General features: G+C 44.5%; 17 protein-coding genes. 8 read left to right on the forward strand and 9 right to left on the reverse strand.

Annotation, left to right across the window (positions count from 1 at the left end; genetic code table 11):
* Positions 1 to 214: 214 nt before the first annotated feature.
* Positions 215 to 1,237, reverse strand: a complete 1,023-nt coding sequence (gene hemF, locus IM496_RS00005) for an oxygen-dependent coproporphyrinogen oxidase (protein ID WP_287660880.1) — start codon at positions 1,235 to 1,237, stop codon at positions 215 to 217.
* A gap of 258 nt (positions 1,238 to 1,495) precedes the next feature.
* On the opposite strand from hemF, the gene IM496_RS00010 reads away from it, so the two are divergent.
* Entirely contained in the window at positions 1,496 to 2,242 is a 747-nt protein-coding gene (locus IM496_RS00010; protein ID WP_287660881.1) for a metallophosphoesterase family protein, read from the forward strand.
* 458 nt (positions 2,243 to 2,700) lie between these two features.
* The gene (mutS, locus tag IM496_RS00015; protein WP_287660882.1) at positions 2,701 to 5,349 is read left to right on the forward strand and encodes a DNA mismatch repair protein MutS; all 2,649 of its coding nucleotides are present in this window, start codon (positions 2,701 to 2,703) and stop codon (positions 5,347 to 5,349) included.
* Positions 5,350 to 5,444: 95 nt separating this feature from the next.
* Here the strand turns inward: mutS and IM496_RS22565 are convergent, their stop codons facing one another.
* From IM496_RS22565 to trmFO, 3 genes are read right to left on the reverse strand one after another with little or no spacing between them, the layout of a single operon-like run.
* Complete coding sequence (locus IM496_RS22565) at positions 5,445 to 5,627, reverse strand: hypothetical protein (RefSeq protein ID WP_502861224.1); 183 nt, start codon at positions 5,625 to 5,627, stop codon at positions 5,445 to 5,447.
* A gap of 47 nt (positions 5,628 to 5,674) precedes the next feature.
* A complete protein-coding gene (locus tag IM496_RS00020) occupies positions 5,675 to 6,172 on the reverse strand; it encodes a 2TM domain-containing protein (protein ID WP_287660883.1) in 498 nt (165 codons plus the stop codon).
* Positions 6,173 to 6,232: 60 nt separating this feature from the next.
* Positions 6,233 to 7,570: an FADH(2)-oxidizing methylenetetrahydrofolate--tRNA-(uracil(54)-C(5))-methyltransferase TrmFO gene (gene trmFO, locus IM496_RS00025; RefSeq protein ID WP_287660884.1), complete on the reverse strand. Its 1,338-nt coding sequence runs from the start codon at positions 7,568 to 7,570 to the stop codon at positions 6,233 to 6,235.
* Between the two features lie 241 nt (positions 7,571 to 7,811).
* On the opposite strand from trmFO, the gene IM496_RS00030 reads away from it, so the two are divergent.
* Positions 7,812 to 8,090: a hypothetical protein gene (locus tag IM496_RS00030; RefSeq protein WP_002736942.1), complete on the forward strand. Its 279-nt coding sequence runs from the start codon at positions 7,812 to 7,814 to the stop codon at positions 8,088 to 8,090.
* Positions 8,091 to 8,427: 337 nt separating this feature from the next.
* Here IM496_RS00030 and IM496_RS00035 read toward each other — a convergent pair whose 3' ends face one another.
* Positions 8,428 to 9,507, reverse strand: coding sequence for a PIN/TRAM domain-containing protein (locus IM496_RS00035; RefSeq protein WP_045358336.1), 1,080 nt, complete (start codon positions 9,505 to 9,507; stop codon positions 8,428 to 8,430).
* A 260-nt stretch (positions 9,508 to 9,767) separates the two neighbouring features.
* Here IM496_RS00035 and hemW point away from each other — a divergent pair, with 260 nt between their 5' ends.
* Complete coding sequence (gene hemW, locus IM496_RS00040; protein WP_287660887.1) at positions 9,768 to 10,940, forward strand: radical SAM family heme chaperone HemW; 1,173 nt, start codon at positions 9,768 to 9,770, stop codon at positions 10,938 to 10,940.
* A gap of 17 nt (positions 10,941 to 10,957) precedes the next feature.
* Here the strand turns inward: hemW and IM496_RS00045 are convergent, their stop codons facing one another.
* Both IM496_RS00045 and IM496_RS00050 read right to left on the reverse strand, forming a co-directional pair.
* Positions 10,958 to 11,278: a cupin domain-containing protein gene (locus IM496_RS00045; protein ID WP_287660888.1), complete on the reverse strand. Its 321-nt coding sequence runs from the start codon at positions 11,276 to 11,278 to the stop codon at positions 10,958 to 10,960.
* Positions 11,278 to 11,850: a shikimate kinase gene (locus IM496_RS00050; RefSeq protein WP_287660889.1), complete on the reverse strand. Its 573-nt coding sequence runs from the start codon at positions 11,848 to 11,850 to the stop codon at positions 11,278 to 11,280. The genes IM496_RS00045 and IM496_RS00050 overlap by 1 nt, the downstream gene beginning before the upstream one ends.
* A 233-nt stretch (positions 11,851 to 12,083) precedes the next feature.
* On the opposite strand from IM496_RS00050, the gene IM496_RS00055 reads away from it, so the two are divergent.
* Positions 12,084 to 13,157 carry a Gfo/Idh/MocA family protein gene (locus IM496_RS00055; RefSeq protein WP_158200079.1) on the forward strand — a complete coding sequence of 358 codons (1,074 nt, stop codon included), beginning with the start codon at positions 12,084 to 12,086 and terminating at the stop codon, positions 13,155 to 13,157.
* A 51-nt stretch (positions 13,158 to 13,208) separates the two neighbouring features.
* Here the strand turns inward: IM496_RS00055 and IM496_RS00060 are convergent, their stop codons facing one another.
* Complete coding sequence (locus IM496_RS00060) at positions 13,209 to 13,544, reverse strand: excalibur calcium-binding domain-containing protein (RefSeq protein WP_287660891.1); 336 nt, start codon at positions 13,542 to 13,544, stop codon at positions 13,209 to 13,211.
* A gap of 153 nt (positions 13,545 to 13,697) precedes the next feature.
* Between IM496_RS00060 and IM496_RS00065 the strand changes: the two genes are divergently transcribed.
* Positions 13,698 to 13,934, forward strand: a complete 237-nt coding sequence (locus IM496_RS00065; RefSeq protein WP_223213093.1) for an AbrB/MazE/SpoVT family DNA-binding domain-containing protein — start codon at positions 13,698 to 13,700, stop codon at positions 13,932 to 13,934.
* A 231-nt stretch (positions 13,935 to 14,165) separates the two neighbouring features.
* On the opposite strand, the gene hisD is transcribed toward IM496_RS00065, so the two are convergent.
* The gene (hisD, locus tag IM496_RS00070; protein ID WP_194015814.1) at positions 14,166 to 15,470 is read right to left on the reverse strand and encodes a histidinol dehydrogenase; all 1,305 of its coding nucleotides are present in this window, start codon (positions 15,468 to 15,470) and stop codon (positions 14,166 to 14,168) included.
* Between the two features lie 67 nt (positions 15,471 to 15,537).
* Here hisD and IM496_RS00075 point away from each other — a divergent pair, with 67 nt between their 5' ends.
* Together IM496_RS00075 and murC are read left to right on the forward strand one after the other, a co-directional pair.
* Positions 15,538 to 16,224 carry a hypothetical protein gene (locus tag IM496_RS00075; protein WP_287660893.1) on the forward strand — a complete coding sequence of 229 codons (687 nt, stop codon included), beginning with the start codon at positions 15,538 to 15,540 and terminating at the stop codon, positions 16,222 to 16,224.
* Between the two features lie 233 nt (positions 16,225 to 16,457).
* Positions 16,458 to 17,885: a UDP-N-acetylmuramate--L-alanine ligase gene (gene murC / locus IM496_RS00080; protein WP_194015812.1), complete on the forward strand. Its 1,428-nt coding sequence runs from the start codon at positions 16,458 to 16,460 to the stop codon at positions 17,883 to 17,885.
* The last annotated feature ends 14 nt before the right edge of the window (positions 17,886 to 17,899 follow it).

Genomic DNA, 17,899 nt, shown 5'->3' on the forward strand with positions numbered 1-17,899 from the left:
AGCCGGAGAGGGAATTATGAATTATGAATTATGAATTGGGAAGAATAAATAAAAGCAATCTTCTGATAACTGATAACTGATAACTGATAACTGATAACTGATAACTGATAACTGATAACTGGTAACTGATAACTGATAACTGATAACTGATAACTGATAACTGGTAACTGATAACTGATAACTGATAACTGATAACTGATAACTGATAACTGATTTAACCTTGCCAATTAACCCAATCTTGGGGTTTTAGGAAGATATCATAGAGTTTTGCTTCTGGGGTATTGGGTGCAGGTTGATAACAGTATTCCCAACGGACTAAAGGAGGTAAAGACATCAAAATTGATTCGGTACGACCGTTAGTTTGCAACCCAAAAATTGTGCCACGATCATAAACTAAATTAAATTCTACATAACGACCGCGACGATAGAGTTGAAACTGACGTTCTCTGTCACCGTATTCCGTCGAGCGCCGTTTCTGGACAATGGGAACATAAGCGGGTAGAAAAGCCCGGCCACAGTCATTAATGAAACTAAAAATTTCTTCCCAGTTGCGGGGTTGTTGGGGAGATAATTTTTCTGAATAGATAGCGGCATCACTTTCGGCAAAGGGACCACGATAGAGAGGGTCTAAACCGTCTTGGTAATCAAAGAAAATCCCGCCGATGCCTCTGGCTTCCTGACGATGATTGAGATAAAAATATTCATCACACCAGCGTTTAAAAACGGGATAATATTCGGGATGATGTTGGTCGCAAACCTGTTTAAAAGTGCGATGAAAATGACTAGCATCTTCTTCAAACCCATAGTAGGGAGTTAAATCGGCACCACCGCCAAACCACCAAACTGGACCTGCTTCAAAATAGCGATAATTGAGGTGAACCGTGGGAATATAAGGATTGCGAGGATGTAAAACCATCGAGGTTCCCGTGGCGTAAAATTGATGACCGGCAGCCTCGGGCCGTTGTTTAGCAATGCTAGGAGGTAATTCTTTCCCCCAAACTTCCGAAAAATTCACCCCTGCTTGTTCAAAAATTGCCCCTTCCCGCAAAACTCGCGAACGTCCGCCGCCACCTTCAGGCCGTTGCCAACTATCTTCGATAAATTTTGCTTGTCCATCCACTTCTTCTAATCCCCGACAAATTTCATCCTGTAGGGATTTCATAAATTCACTGACGCGGCTACGGCTGTCACTGGCTGGCAAATTAGCAAGGGTGGGGGTTGTGGTGAATGCAGTCATACTCAAGGATCAAAATTGATAACTCAGTGATTATATTACTACTGGGTGATGAAACGGACGCTCTTCGATACTTAACTTAACATTTAGACCGGTTGGGTGATGGGGGTTGGGGGTTGGGGTTTTAGGGTTTTAGTTGGATTCCCCCATTTCCCCATTTCCCTAATCCCTAAATCAATGTTAATTTCTAAGTCTCAACTGGGCATATTAGAGTTAGTCCCGCTCCAAGGACAATAATACAGATACCCAACTTCTACCACCATGTCCTCCCGTCGAATCATCATCGGTGACGTTCACGGTCAATACGATGCTCTTTTGCAGCTAATGGAAACAATCGCGCCTCAAGAAAAGGAACCAGTTTATTTCTTGGGCGATTTAATTGATCGTGGTCCCAATAGCGCCCAAGTGGTTGAATTTGTCCGTCAACACCGCTATCGTTGTCTATTGGGCAATCATGAACAGATGCTGCTAGAAGTGTTGGGCAGCCAAAGAATGATGGGGGAAATGTTGCCAGGTTGGCTTTATAATGGCGGTAATACTACTCTTTTTAGCTATAACCACAAAATACCGCAAGATCACATCGATTGGCTGAAAACCTTGCCTCTTTACCTCGATTTAGGCGATATTTGGCTGGTTCATGCCGGGGTTTATCCCCATTTACCCCTCGAAGAACAAGATGCTACTCATTTTTGTTGGATCCGCGATGAATTCCACAGTATGCCGGAACCTTTTTTTAGTGATAAATTAATTATCACTGGCCACACGATTACTTTTACTTTTCCGGGGGTAAGTCCGGGGCAATTAGTCGCCGGTGCCGGTTGGTTAGATATCGACACGGGAGCCTATCATCCCTACAGTAATTGGTTAACTGGATTAGATATCACTAATCGTTTGGTTTATCAGGTCAATACCAAAGATAAAACCTTGCGAAAATTTGATTTAGAAGATATAACCACCTCAATTAATCCTGCCGAAGTCTATACTAAAAGAGTGCAGCCCACCCCTTAAAAATAACTGTTATTAACAAAAATATAATTCTCGGACAAGGAATGATAATAAATCCGTTGAGCATAGGCTACTTATAAGGACAGGCAAAAGGCAAGAGGCAAGAGGCAAAAGGGGGAATACATAATCAGTTTTTAATAACTGGATTTAGTATGATATAAAATCCACCTAGATAGCTCAGATGTTAATCTCTGGGTTGGATAACGCGAACCAGCAGCTTAGGCTATTGGGATTCTTTGATCCTAGGTTCTCAAGAGCGGTAAGTAGCTGGTTATAATTAAATTAAAAATGGATTTTAGGTTCGATCCCCCCTGCCCCCCTTGATAAGGGGGGTGCCGATAGGCGGGGAGATCCCCCCTGCCCCCCTTGATAAGGGGGGTGCCGATAGGCGGGGGGATCTGATAATTTTTAACGCCTACCTACTTAAATTGAATAAAGAATTGTCCAGCTTTCCTTCACCCATGACTCTCCCCTCGGATTTTCCCTTAGAACCACCGGCTACCAATAAAGATCCCCATCGTGATTATCGCGGACTCGATCGCGATAAACTCACCCCCATGTACCAGCATTATGTGGAGGTAAAAGAAACCTATCCCAATGCTCTTTTACTCTATCGTGTGGGCGATTTTTTCGAGTGCTTCTTTCAGGATGCGGTGATTATCTCCAGAGAATTGGAATTAGTTCTCACCAGCAAGGAAGGGGGTAAAGGTATTGGGAGAGTCGCCATGACCGGGGTTCCCCACCACGCCCTAGAGCGCTATAGTCGTTTATTGGTGGAAAAAGGCTATGCAGTGGCGATTTGTGACCAGGTAGAGGATTCAACGGAAGCAGCCGCCGAAAAACGACTCGTAGAACGCGCTATCACCAAACTGCTCACCCCCGGAACCCTCACCGATGAGGGAATGTTAAACGCAAAAAAGAATAATTTTCTAGCTGCTGTGGTTATAACCGGAGAAAATTGGGGATTAGCCTATGCAGACATCTCCACCGGAGAATTCTACACCACCCAAGCCAGCGATTTAACGGCTTTAAGCCTAGAATTAACCCGTTTACAGCCCTCGGAAATCCTTTTTCCCATCAATGCCCCCGATTTAAACCGGATTTTGCGCCCCGGGGAAAAATCCGACCATCTCCCCCCCTGTTTACCCGATAGTTTTTGTTATTCTCTCCGTCCCCAAAATATCTTTACTCTCACAGAGGCGAAAAATCGTCTCCTAATCACCTATAAAATGCGTTCCCTAGAGGGGATGGGCTGCGAACATTTACCCCTTGCTATTCGCGCAGCCGGAGGCCTATTAGAATACATTGAAGATACCCAAAAAGCCAATCAAGTCCCCCTACAACCTTTAAAAACCTACTCTATCTCCGAATTTTTGATTTTAGATGGGCAAACCCGTCGTAACCTTGAAATTACCCAAACGGTGCGCGATGGTAGCTTCTATGGTTCTCTATTATGGGCGATCGATCGTACCTGTACAGCCATGGGTAGTCGCGCTTTACGTCGTTGGTTACTGCAACCTCTCTTAGATTCTCGCGGTATTCGCGCTCGTCAGGATACTATCCAAGAGTTAAAGGATAATCCCTCCTTGCGCCAAGATATTCGGCAAAAATTAAGGGAAATCTACGATATAGAACGTTTAAGCGGTCGTGTTGGCGCAGGAACAGCTAATGCCCGCGATTTACTTTCCCTAGCGGCATCTTTAGTCAAATTAGCCGATTTAGCGGCTTTGGTTGCTTCGGGAAATTCGCCCTATTTGAAAGCTTTACAGCAAATTCCCGCCGATTTAGAAAAATTAGGCCAGCAGGTGATAGCCCATCTGGTGGAATCTCCCCCGCTGCATCTGAAGGAAGGGGGGGTGATTCGCGAGGGAATTGATGCCCAATTGGATGCCCTGCGGCGCGACTATCAGGAAGTAATCGATTGGTTTAAGAATCTAGAGACGACAGAGAAAGAAAGAACGGGTATCAGTAACCTTAAGGTTAATTATAACAAAACTTTCGGTTATTATATCAGTTTACCCCGCAGTAAAGCTGATTTCGCCCCAAAAGAGTATGTGCGTAAGCAAACTTTAGTCAATGAAGAACGTTATATCACCACCGAGTTAAAGGAGAAAGAAAATATAATTCTGACGGCAGTAGATGAATTAAATAAATTAGAATACGAGATTTTTAGCGATTTACGCCGTCAAGTAGCCGAATTTTCCCCAGAAATCCGAGAAGTGGCCACAAAAGTCGCCGCTTTGGATGTGTTGGCAGCATTGGCAGAAATCGCCGTTTATCAGGGATATTGTCGCCCAGAAATCGCGGATGGTCGTCTTATCGATATTAAAGATGGTCGTCATCCCGTGGTGGAACAATCCCTTGGGGCCGGCTTTTTTGTGCCGAATTCGATTAATTTGGGCAATCAGGAAGGTTTAGAATACCCCGACTTGATTATTCTCACCGGTCCCAATGCTAGTGGCAAAAGTTGTTATCTGCGACAGGTGGGATTAATTCAATTGTTGGCCCAAACCGGCAGTTTTGTCCCGGCAAAGTCGGCCAAAATCTCCATCTGCGATCGCATTTTCACCCGGGTGGGGGCTGTGGATGACCTCGCTACGGGCCAATCCACCTTTATGGTGGAAATGAACGAAACCGCCAATATTCTCAATCACGCCACGGACAGATCATTAGTATTATTAGACGAAATTGGCCGGGGGACAGCCACTTTTGACGGTTTATCCATAGCTTGGTCTGTGGCGGAGTATTTAGCCACGGTACTGCAATCGCGGACGATTTTCGCCACTCACTACCACGAACTAAACGAATTAGCTTCAATTTTAGAGAATGTGGCTAATTATCAGGTAACAGTCAAAGAATTACCCCATGAAATAGTATTTTTGCACCAAGTACGACCGGGAGGCGCGGATAAGTCCTACGGTATCGAAGCGGGGAGATTAGCCGGTTTACCAACTTCTGTGATCGATCGTGCCATGCAGGTGATGAGTCAAATCGAAAAACATAGTAAAATTGCGATCGGTTTGCGTCAAGGAATTAAGAAAATTAAACCAGTTAAGTCGGATAATCCCCCATCTCTGCAGCAGTTAGATATTTTTGATGACAGTAAGTAGTCGTGGAAAACTCAACTTTGTGTCCTTTGTGGTTAACGAAAAGGCTGCATCTCGATTTTGCAGAAACACCGATAATCAGCAATTATCAGTGACTCTTAAACTGGTACAAATATATGAACAATCGCGTGTAAGCATCCCACCGAAAAACTAATGCGCGGGGGGTTTGGGGGCGGCACTTCGACAGGCTCAGTGGCCGCGCCACGCCCCCAACGGGGGGTTTGGGGGGTAGAACCCCCCAAAGACTTGGACTGAGGGAAAAAATCGAAAGTAACGCCCAATTTTAGCAGAGAGTTTTTCCCTTAAAAATCTTCCTTTTTCAACACTATTAAAACTGTAAAAACTTTTTAATTTGTGTCCAAAGATTTGTAAAAGACTCTTTCATTTCCTCCTTAATTTTCCAGCGTTTAAATGCCTCTTCGTAGGCAATTCCTTGATTTTGAAAAGTTTTCCAAGCCGAGAGAGAAAGAGGTAAACCCATCAGCAAAAAGATATAAATTGCCCAAGAAATTGTTCCCGCACTAATTAAATTAATGATAATAAAAAAACTATTAATAATCAGATAGCGAACGGTTTTATTTTTTAGCTCCTCGCGACGAAAGCGATCGAATTCTTGCCGCTTATAACTGAGCATTTTTGACTCTTGCCAGTCCTTTTCCGCCGCTTCTAAGTCTTTAACTTCAATAGCTAAATCGTCGGCAATTTCTAACAACTGTTGACGGGTAATTTCTCCCTTATCCCCTTGACGGGAGATAGCCAAATAGAGAATTTCCTGCACATCCTCTTGACTGTAGGATTGGGGAGGGAAAAAATCGGGGTTTGGCATAGCGATAGAGAAAGAAATAGGTTCCTTCTCTATTATGGGCGATCGATTAGCGATTGACAGTTAGACGAGACAGGGAGTTTTTAGCTGATTCCACCATGCTTCTAAATCCTGCAAAGAGCGATCGGCATATTGACCGTAACGTTCCCGTTTATTGCGGATTTTTCTGGTAAAATTCGGCAAAATGCCAAAATTTGGCGGCATCGGTTGAAAATGTTTCGGTTCGGCACTGCTGATAAACTCAAATAATGACCCCATCATCGTTGTGGTTGGCAATGTCACCGTTTCTAATCCTAAAGCTAAACGAGCGGCATTAGTTCCCGCTAACCATCCCCCAGCAGCCGCAGCCGTATAGCCTTCCGTGCCGATTAACTGTCCTGCCGCTAATAGCGTCGGTCGCGATTTAAACTGGAGACTGGAGGATAATAACTGGGGAGAATTGATAAAGGTGTTTTTGTGCATCACCCCCATGCGGACAAATTCGGCCTTTTCTAACCCCGGAATCAGACGGAAAACCCGTGTTTGTTCACCCCATTTTAAATTAGTTTGAAATCCCACCATATTCCACAATTGCCCCGCTTTATCTTCCATTCGCAACTGTATAACTGCGTAGGGACGTTGATCCGGATATCTGGGATCCGCTAATCCCACCGGTTTCAGGGGACCAAAACGCATGGTATCCTCTCCCCGACTGGCTAATTCTTCGATTGGCAGACAAGCCTCGAAAAATTTGGCATTTTCTCGCTCAAAATCCTTTAATTCTGCCTGTTCTGCCTGTTTTAACTCTTGCCAGAAATGCAGGTATTGTTCCCGATCCATGGGACAATTGAGATAGGCGGCCTCACCTTTATCGTAACGGGAGGCCAGAAAAGCGATCGATCGATCGATCGATTCCCCTAGAATAATCGGACTAGCGGCATCAAAAAAGCTCAGATAGTCCAGACCGGCAAAATTTTGCATATCTGCGGCTAAAGCAGCACTGGTTAACGGTCCGGTGGTTAAAACGACGATACCATCCCGGGGAATTTCCGTGATCTCCTGACGTTTTAAGGTGACTAGAGGGTGGTTAGCCAAGATTTCCGTCAAATTTCGACTAAAGACCCCTCGATCGACCGCTAAAGCCCCTCCTGCGGGGACACTGTGCTGATCGGCCTGGGCAATAACTAGAGAATTTAAGCGTCGTAATTCTTCATGGAGTAACCCGGTGGCGCGATCCACCGCCATGGCACCAAAGGAGTTACTACAGACTAATTCGGCTAAAAATTGGCTATGGTGGGCGGGACTAGAGCGAATTGGGCGCATTTCGTGCAGGATCACGGGAATACCTGCTTGGGCTATCTGCCACGCCGCCTCAGTCCCCGCTAATCCTCCACCAATTACATGAATAGGGCGATCGATCATAGTTGGGAGAAAATGGCTAGAGTAGGATTATTTTAGCGTTAGTTCCGAGTCACCAAAAAATAGGGCCAGCCTAGGGCGATCGCATGAAGATTTTGGCTGATCACAAACTCAGGTTATAATCAAGGAAGGGATAGAATATTATATTTTATCTCGTCACGGTTTTTGCTTTCGAGAAGGTGGCAACACCGCCCCACTTTCTCACCATCTCCTTCCAGATGGGCTAGTTAGCGGTTTGACTTCTATGAACACCAATTATCTTGAAGAATACCAAAAATACCTAGCCGAATGGCAGAAAATGCTTCTGTCCGCTTGGGGTAATGGTCTTCCCACGACTACACCAGTGTTTGAGTTTCCGGAAACTTTGGTTAAATCCCTCGAATATCAACAAGAATGGGTGAAATCCTACCTAACCGCCCAAGAAACCGCCACCAAAGTTGCCCTCGATAGTCAGAAACAATTCTGGGATAGTTATTTCGGTTTTGCTCGTCAGTCCATGGCTGTAATCAATAAACCAGCCTAATTAGGTATCAATTGACTAGATAGGGTTTGCTGAATAAATCTGAAAACCTTGTTGGACAAGGTTTTCAGACTTTTTTTCCCTCAAAAAGTGCCGACCTTTGGAGTGATTGGGGGGAAAATTCCTGGACTTTTTCCCTGAAAATTAGGTAATTGACCACCTGAAAATGGGTAAAACCCCACACCCCACACCCTACACCCCACACCCTGCCACCAGGAAAAACTTTTTTAGCAAACCCTAGATAGTTCGATTGGTGACTTAACTTCCCTTAAAAAATGAAAGTCCTCAAATACAATCCCCTCTGGCTCTGTATTTGAGGCTTTTTTGGGTTTTATTACCTTTAGGCAATTAGGGAATTTTGGGGTTTAGCAAAAATCATCCGTCCGGCCGAGGTTTGCAGTGCAGATGTCACCACTACCCGCAATTCTCCCCCCAGATAATCTTTTCCTTCCTCTACCACTACCATCGTGCCATCTTCTAGATAACCGATGCCTTGGGTGGGTTCTTTTCCTGCTTTGAGAATTTTTAGATCCAAAGTATCCCCGGGTAAGTAGATCGGGCGTACTGCTTGGGCGAGATCGTTGACATTCAAGATGGTGACTTTTTGCAGATTGGCCACTTTACTGAGATTATAATCGTTCGTGAGCAAGGTGGCGTTAATTTCTTGGGCAAGATGGACTAATTTAGCATCTACGGTGCTAATATCCTCATAATCGGCCGGATGAATGATAATGCGATCGGGGAATTCTTGCTGCATCCGGTTTAAGATGTCTAATCCGCGTCTTCCTCTGACTCGTTTTTGGTCGTTACTGCCATCCGCTAACTGTTGCAATTCCTGAAGGATAAATTGGGGAATGAGTATCTGTCCTTCGATAAATCCCGTGTCTAACAATTGTTCGATACGACCATCGATAATACAACTGGTGTCCACAACTTTGGTGGCGGCCGCTTGCAGGGTCCCTTCTGCCACTAGAATTGATTCCATACTATTGGGGTTAATCAGACGCAAAAAAGTGCGACCGTGGGTATCTGCTAAACTAACCCCCAGATAGGAAAACATAATACTGCCTAAAATGGCGATTATCGGCTTAATAAACGAGAATTCTCTGGGAATCGGTAGGAAGAAAATCGGGGCTAGGATCAGATTAGCAATTAACAAACCGATAACTAGACCGACGGAACGGGTTAAAATAACTTCGATCGGAGTTTGTCTTACTTGGGTTTCTAGACGACGATAGGTAGTTTGGGCAACTAAACCAAGAGCTAAACCAATAATTGAGGCAAAACCCGCTGATAACCAGCGTAAAGCTTCAATATTGCTGATTTGCGACTGGACAGCAACCGGCAGCAAGTCCACACCACTATAACCAATACTGGCAATAGCGAAGACGAATAGTAAAATTATGACGGCATCAAGCATGGGGATAATACCAGAGGGGATAGAGGGGAATGACGGTAGAAAATAATCAGTATGGATACTTTTACATTATATCCGTGGGCCTCTCCTAATTTGTGTCGGGAAAGTTGCTTTCATTCTAGGAGATGTTCTCCCCAGCCATAATACATCTTAACGAAGATAAACGAAATTATAGTAGGAGGCAGGAGGCAGGAGGCAGCTTTATTCTCCCCACACCCCACACCCCACACCCCACACTCCCTTTTTTCCTTTTTCCTCATATAATGCCCTATTTTCACCCCATAACCTCGGTTTATATTCATATTCCCTTTTGTCGTCGGCGCTGTTTTTACTGCGATTTCCCGATTTTTGTCCTTGGTAATCGCACCAATCCGGCGACTTTTCCCCCTGTGGTGGAGTATGTGGAAATATTACAAGAAGAAATTAGCCTTAGTCAGGGGACGGGGAAACCCCTAGAAACGATTTTTTTTGGGGGGGGGACTCCTTCCCTGTTACCGGTGGAATTATTAAGAGCAATTCTGGATACTTTAGCCAAAAAGTTTGATTTTGCGGCCGATATAGAGATTTCTATGGAGATTGATCCAGCTACCTTTAGTTTAGAACAATTACAGGGTTATGTTAGCGCGGGAGTCAATCGGGTTAGTCTAGGAGTACAGGCTTTTCAAGAACCATTATTACAGGTTTCTGGTCGATCGCATACCGTTAAGGATATCTATCAGGCAGTGGAATTAATTCGGGGATTGGGAATAGTTAACTATAGTTTGGATTTGATTTCGGGATTGCCACAACAAACCCTGACAGATTGGGAAAATTCCCTAGAAAAAGCGATCGAACTGCAACCGGCCCATCTTTCCTGTTACGATTTGGTCTTAGAAGCGGTTACTCCTTTCGGTAAACAGTATCAACCGGGAAAAAAACCCTTACCCGATGATGAAACCACGGCGAAAATGTATGTTTTAGCCGGTGAAAAACTAGCTTTAGCCGGTTATCAACATTACGAGATTTCTAACTATGCCAAACCGGGTTATCAATGCCGACATAATCGAGTTTACTGGGAAAATCGTCCCTATTACGGTTTTGGTATGGGGGCTGCTAGTTATCTCCATCAACAACGTTTTACCCGTCCGCGCAAAAGTCGCGAATATTTCGCTTGGGTAAAAGAAGGCTGCCCAATTGACGTGGAGAAAAATAGTTTTATCGATGATCTTCTCGAAACCTTAATGCTAGGGTTAAGATTAGCGGAAGGGGTGAGTTTACCTGCCATTGAAACTAATTTTGGTTCGGAAATCAAAAAAGCAATTTTAGAGGTCTTAGAGCCGCATAAACAGCGTAATTTAGTAATAATTGAGGGGGATAGCAGGGTCAGATTAAGCGACCCCGAAGGTTTTTTGTTTTCTAATCTAGTTTTAACCGATTTATTCGATCGCTGGCAATAGTTAGAAACTATATTTTCCTAGCGATAATGGACAGCTAACCAAATACAGGGGGGATTATTGCTAGTAAATTCGACGCGATGTTTTTGGTGAGGAGGAATCAGGAGATAATCCCCCGCTTGCAGATTAACTTGGCTGCCATCTTCATAACTAATCTCAGCAAATCCCTGTAATAAAATCACCCATTCAAACTCAGATTGATCGTACCATTGACCGAGGGGAGTGGTTTGACCGGTGGAAATAATTCTTTCCAGACGAATAGCCTGACTTTGGGCCAAAATTTCCAGAATTTCTCGGTCGGGAATTAGTTCGGGTAAATCAAAAATTGAAGCTGCTATCATTAGTTATTGTCTCTTTCTGGATGAAAATCTTTAATCACCGTCGGTATTGCTGTTAAAATTTTCTCAACGATATCAGTAGGTCTATCTAGGTCAGAAACAACAATCCGAAGATCTGCTTGTGCATAAATTCCTCGTCTTTGTTCTAATAATAATTCCAGTTTACTTTCTAAATCAGTGGACTGAAGCAAGGGACGAGAGGTATCTTTTTTTAAACGTTTAACCAAGACTTCGAGAGGAACATCTAACCAAATCATTAAACCGTGACGAAGATAACTCCAATTCATCGGTTTTAAAACCATCCCTCCCCCGGTGGCAATCACAGTTTTAGTCAGAGAGGATAATTCGGCCAAAACTTGGGTTTCTAACTCCCGAAAAGTCGCTTCTCCCTCGTCGGCAAAAATTTCCCTGATTTTCTTTCCCGCGACCCTTTCTATTAATATATCTGTATCAAAAAAACGATATTGTAACCGTCGGGAAAGTAACTCTCCCAGGGTGGATTTGCCAGATCCCATCATTCCTAGCAAAAAAACACTTAATCCCCGTAAGGAGTTAAAATCCGTTGAATTGTCCATAGTTAAAATTTAGCTGAATGTAGTCCTCGCTACTCAGGGACGATGTTTTGATAAGCATTTGGGAGTAAAAACCCGCAGATGAAATCAGAAAATCTTCTCAGAACCCCCATTGACACCGACATCGTGTCAGAATCTGGATAACCATGATACCATCTTGGTAATTCATCGACAAAATCAGCTTGATTAATTTAATCAAGTGGTGTGGGGAGTGTGAACACAGGAGTCTAAAATTCATGTCCAATCAACCAGCAAACTTTCCGGGTAACAGAAATCAACTCAAACCGATTAAAGTCGGGGTTATCGGGGTCGGTAACATGGGACAACACCATAGTCGCATCCTGAGTTTATTAAAAGACGTGGAATTCGTCGGGGTGGCCGATGTCAACGTCGAAAAGGGTCTGGAAACTGCCAGTAAATACCGAGTCCGTTTTTTTGAAAATTATTTAGATCTCTTACCTAGGGTAGATGCGGTTTGTATCGCTGTCCCCACACGGTTACACCATCGAGTCGGGATGGACTGTCTGCAAGCGGGAGTACATACCTTGATCGAGAAACCGATCGCCGCTAGTATTAGTGAAGCGGAATCTTTAGTCAATGCGGCAGCCGATCACGATTGTATTCTGCAAGTGGGTCATATCGAGCGTTTTAATCCCGCTTTCCAAGAGTTATCGAAGGTCTTGAAAACCGAGGAGATTTTAGCGATTGAATCCCATCGCATGAGTCCCTATTCCCAACGCGCTAATGATGTGTCGGTGGTGTTAGATTTAATGATCCACGATATAGATTTAATTTTAGAATTAGTCGCCGCTCCCGTGGTGAAATTAACCGCTAGTGGTAGTCGCGCTGCCACTGATTCCGGTTATCTCGATTATGTCACTGCAACCCTTGGTTTTAGTAATGGAGTGGTGGCTAATTTAACCGCTAGTAAGGTGACTCATCGCAAGATTCGTCGTTTAGCAGCCCACTGTAAAAATTCTCTCACGGAAGCGGATTTTCTCAATAATGAAATCCTCATTCACCGGCAAACCACCGCTAACTATAGCACCGATTACGGTCAAGTTCTCTACCGTCAAGATGGTTTAATTGAAAAAGTTTATACCAGCAATATTGAACCCCTACACGCGGAATTAGAACATTTTGTTCATTGTGTGCGCGGTGGGGACCAACCTTCCGTCGGTGGGGAACAAGCTTTAAAAGCTTTACGATTAGCTAGTTTAATCGAACAAATTGCCCTTGATGGTCGCGTTTGGCAACAATCGGACTGGAATTATCAATATCTTAATTCTCCCGTGATTACTGCTTCTTGATTGTTTCTACCCCGATTCTTTAAATGAGAGAATTGGGGTGAGAAACCAAAATTAGTTATTTTGAGAACTTTCCAAACATTTTTCTGAGGATTTTTTTCCACACCATTGACTTTCACAGGGAACTCCATCACCGTCTCCATCCATTTTGACATTGGGGCAATTTCTCAAGAAAAAAGTCGCTTCTGCACAGGAGGTCATCTGGGAACAGTGAGTTCTACCATCGCACCGAAACTGTGGAGAAGGACTAGGTTTTTTCTGGGGAGTGGGACGATTATTGTTGTTAGCTACGGCTAAATTATTGAGGGTTTGATTGCCAGAAATTGGTGATTTTATTGATATTTGTTCGCTCAGAAAACCCAGAATTAAAATAACAATTAATTTTTTCATAAAATGCTTGCTTGATTCTCTGCTCTTATCATAGTACTAGATAGGAGACAGGATAATAAATCAGAGTTATTCCCAGGTAAACGTTTGGGGGGGGTCAAGCAGCCAGTGGCACTGACTCTTCCGATTATTTGTTAGTATATGGAGAAAAACACCATGAAAATTAGCCCTAACGGACAAATCACTATTCCCCCTGATATTCAAGAAAAGCTTGGGTTGTTACCCGGTACAGAAATCCAGCTGGAAGTGATTGGGGATATCTTGCAAATTCGCAAGCCTAGAACCCTAAGCCGGGGAAAGCAACTGATTGCCGCTATCCGTGGCAAAGCAACTAGCCGTCTAACAACCAACGACATCATGCAAGCGACCCGTGATACTAAATCCGGTTATTAAAGACTGATTATTTAGGGCTTGCTGAATAAATCTAAAAACCTTGCTGGATAAGACTTTTAGACTTTTTGTCAATCCAAAAGTACCGGCCGTGGGAGTGAGCGGGGGGAAAATTCAGGTACTTTTTCCCTGAAAATTAGGTAATTGACCAGATGAAAATCGGTAAAACCCTACACCCCACACCCCACACCCCACACCCTGCCCCCACGAAAAACTTTTTGCCGCAAACCCTATTTAGAGTAAAATTTCCCTGTGTTGAATTGCTAATTTATGGGCGGGAAAACCTTCGTACTCGGCTAAAGTTTTCGTGGTTTCTTTTAACTTTTCAAAGCCTTCAGGGGTGACATAAGCCAAAGTGGAGCGCTTGAGAAAATCATAAACCGAAACCGCCGAATAGGAACGGGCAAAACTTCCCGTCGGCAGCACAGCATTGACTCCGATGGCGTAGGTAGCCATAGAGGAAGGAGTATGATTTCCCAAGAGAATTTCGCCAGCATTTTTAATCTTGCCCAGAATGGCAAAAGGATTACTAACTAAAACCTCTAGATGTTCCGGGGCGTACTCATTGACAAAATCGAGGGATTGCTGCAAACTATCGGTTAAAATTATGCCCCCATAGGTGGCTAAACCCGCCTCACAGAATTCCCGTCGCCAATCCGGGAGTTTTTGCAGGTATTCCTGTGCATATTCACTAGCAGCGATCGCCAAATCTTCACAGTGGGTGACTAATAAAGCCGCCGAATCCGCCCCGTGTTCCGCTTCAATTAATAAATCCAAGGCCGCTAAACGGGCATCGCTGGACTCATCGGCCAAAACTATCGACTCACTTGGACCGGCCGGCAAACCCACATCCACAGTGCCGAACAGTAACCGCTTGGCCGCCGCCCCATAGACGCTGCACGGACCAGTAATTTTGTCAACCCTTTTGATATTTTTTGTTCCCAAAGCCAAAGCAGCGATCGCTTGTACGCCCCCTAATTTATAAATTTCTCTGACTCCAGCCATGCGTGCCGCCACCAGAGAAACGGGTTCCACGTTGCCCTGTTTATCGGGGGGAGTGCAAACGACCACTCTTTCCACTCCTGCCACCATTGCCGGGATGGCTAACATTAACATCATCGAGGGAAAAGCACCGCGGCCCCGGGGAACGTATAAACCCACATTGGGGATAGGAGAGATTTTTTCGCCGGCAAAGACACCGGTTTCAATTTCTGCCAGTAGTGTTTCTTCCGGCATTTGGCGACGATGTACCTCTTGAATATTCCGGAAAGCCTGTTCAATGGCAGTTTTTACTTCCGGTTCAATTAACTGAAAAGCCCGCTCAAATTCTGCCTCGCTGACTTTGATATTTTCTACCGTCGCACCTTCGTAGTCAAAACGCCGCACATAGTCCACAACGCCGGCATCTCCCCGTTCGCGGATGGTTTCTATCACCGTTTGAGCGACTTTGAGGGCGTTATCAATATCTAACTCGGCTCTTTTCTGAAGTTTTGCCCGTTCCGCGCTACTTAATTGCGAAAGTTTTAATATTCTAACCACTATTGGTGCTCCTACTGCCCCCCGTCCTCTCAAGAATAGCGGGGAATCTGAATCTTTTTTGATTATAATGCAGATCATGTTTAAGCTCTCTTGCTCTTCTGTAAATGCGATCGCTCTTAGTTTATTATGGGGGGCGAGTGGTGCTGTGTGGGCAGAAACGGATTTAGACTTAGATCCGAAAATTCGGCAAGAAAGCCCGGTTTTAGAGCGTTGGTTAGAAAAAATACCCGATATCGCCGAAGATATTCGCCGCGATCCCAGTTTTCGCACGCGTATCCGCTTGGGATATGCAGAGTTTCCTTCTAGCGATAATTCCAGTGGCGTGATTTTGGGGGTAGAAGATGTGTTTTTCGGTCAAACCAGTTTAACCCTAAGCGGCGATTATCAGACGGCTTTTAACGGCAAAAGGACGGCAATAGGAGGAAATTTACAATACTATCTCCTCCCTTTGGGTGATTATGTCAATCTGGCTCCGATGGTGGGCTATCGTTACATTCAAACGGGAAATTACAGCACTGATGGGCTTAACTTAGGATTAAAGCTCAAATTAGCTCTTTCTCGCACGGGGGCGGCAGATATCACCGTTAGTCAGAGTTTTATCTCCCCCGGTGGTGATAACGAGGTGGGATTAACTACTCTTTCTCTTGGTTATGCGATTACCTCTAATTTACGTTTAGCTGCCGATATTCAAGCCCAAAATTCCCGCGCTCGTAAAGATAGCTCCGTGGGAATTTTACTAGAATGGCTGCCCTAATTAGGTTCGTGGGGGCAGCTTGTGGGGTGTAGGGTTTTACCGATTTTTGGGACGTTTGGCAAAGCTGGGTAAAAAAAGGAATTGGGAGAAAAAATTTTAATTCTGCGTCAAGGATTGTGCAAGGTGACTGGGCAACACTTTGGAATTCTGCTCAAATGCCCCTATCATGAGGTTGACTTTACTACCGATCGAGTTTAAAACTTATATAATTGTGGGTCTGAGGAGTGAAAACAGTGAAAAAAGTTAATTTTAACGGCCAACCTTTCCATTTTATCGGTATTGGCGGTATTGGGATGTCAGCCCTCGCTTATATCTTAGCCAAGCGCAATTTACCCGTGTCTGGCTCCGATTTACGTCCTACTCATATCACCCAACGGCTACAGGGAGCGGGAGCGCAGATTTTCCACCGTCAAGAGGCAAATAATTTAGCTTTATTTCATTCTCCTGTCCCTCAAAACAGTAGCCAAACGGTTCCGCAAGTAATCTGCTCCACGGCGATTAATGACCATAACAAGGAATATCAAGCGGCCAGAGACTTAGGATACCCAATTTTTCACCGTAGCGACGTTTTAGCAGCTTTAATCGCTGATTATGACAGTATCGCCGTTGCTGGAACCCACGGAAAAACCACCACTAGCAGCTTAATCGGTTACGTTTTGTTAGAAGCGGGATTAGACCCCACGATCATTGTCGGTGGTGAGGTGGACGCTTGGGAAGGTAACGCTCGTCTTGGTCAAGGTCGTTTTTTAGTGGCAGAGGCCGATGAGTCCGATGGTTCCCTAACCAAGCACGCCCCGAAAATCGGCGTAATCACTAATATTGAGCTAGATCACCCGGATCATTACCATAATTTAAGCGAAGTTATCGATACTTTCCATGAATTCGCCCATCAGTGCCAGATTTTAGTCGCTTGTTTAGATTGTGACACGATCGCCGAGCATTTCCGTCCGACAATCAGTTATAGTCTCGATCCCGAAAAAGGTGCCGATTACACCGTCAGCGAGATTATCTATGAACAGGGAATGATGAAAGCTTCCGTCTGGGAAAAAGGCAGTTATCTGGGACAAATGGAAGTGAAAATCCCGGGGCAACATAATATTAGTAATGCTTTGGCAGTGGTTGCTATCGGACGTTATCTCGGTTTAGAATTTGCCGTTATTGCCGATGCGATCGCTACTTTTGCCGGGGCAAAACGCCGTTTTGAACACAAGGGAGAAGCAAACGGCATTACTTTTATTGATGATTATGCCCACCATCCTAGCGAATTGTTAGCCACGTTAGCGGCGGCAAAATTGAAGGTAGAAGGCAAACAGTACCAACGTTCGATCGCTATTTTCCAACCCCATCGCTACAGTCGCACCACTGCCTTTTTAGAGGAATTCGGCTCCGCTTTCAGTTCCGCCGATGTGGTAGTCTTAACGGATATTTATAGTGCTGGGGAAGTGAATATCGATCACGTCACCGGGCAGCAAGTGGTCGAACAGGTGAGAAAACACCATAAAAATGCCTACTATCACCCCGAATTGAGTTCTTTAGGTCAATTCCTGCTAGAAATTCTCCAACCAGGGGATCTAGCCATGTTCCTCGGTGCTGGCAATCTCAATCAAGTTATCCCCGAAATGCTCTCTCTTTACCGCGAACAATTAGCAGTTAGAGTATAGGATTCAGTTATCAG

It is taken from the genome of Microcystis sp. M049S2 (assembly GCF_020245625.1).
Lineage (GTDB): Bacteria > Cyanobacteriota > Cyanobacteriia > Cyanobacteriales > Microcystaceae > Microcystis > Microcystis ichthyoblabe_A.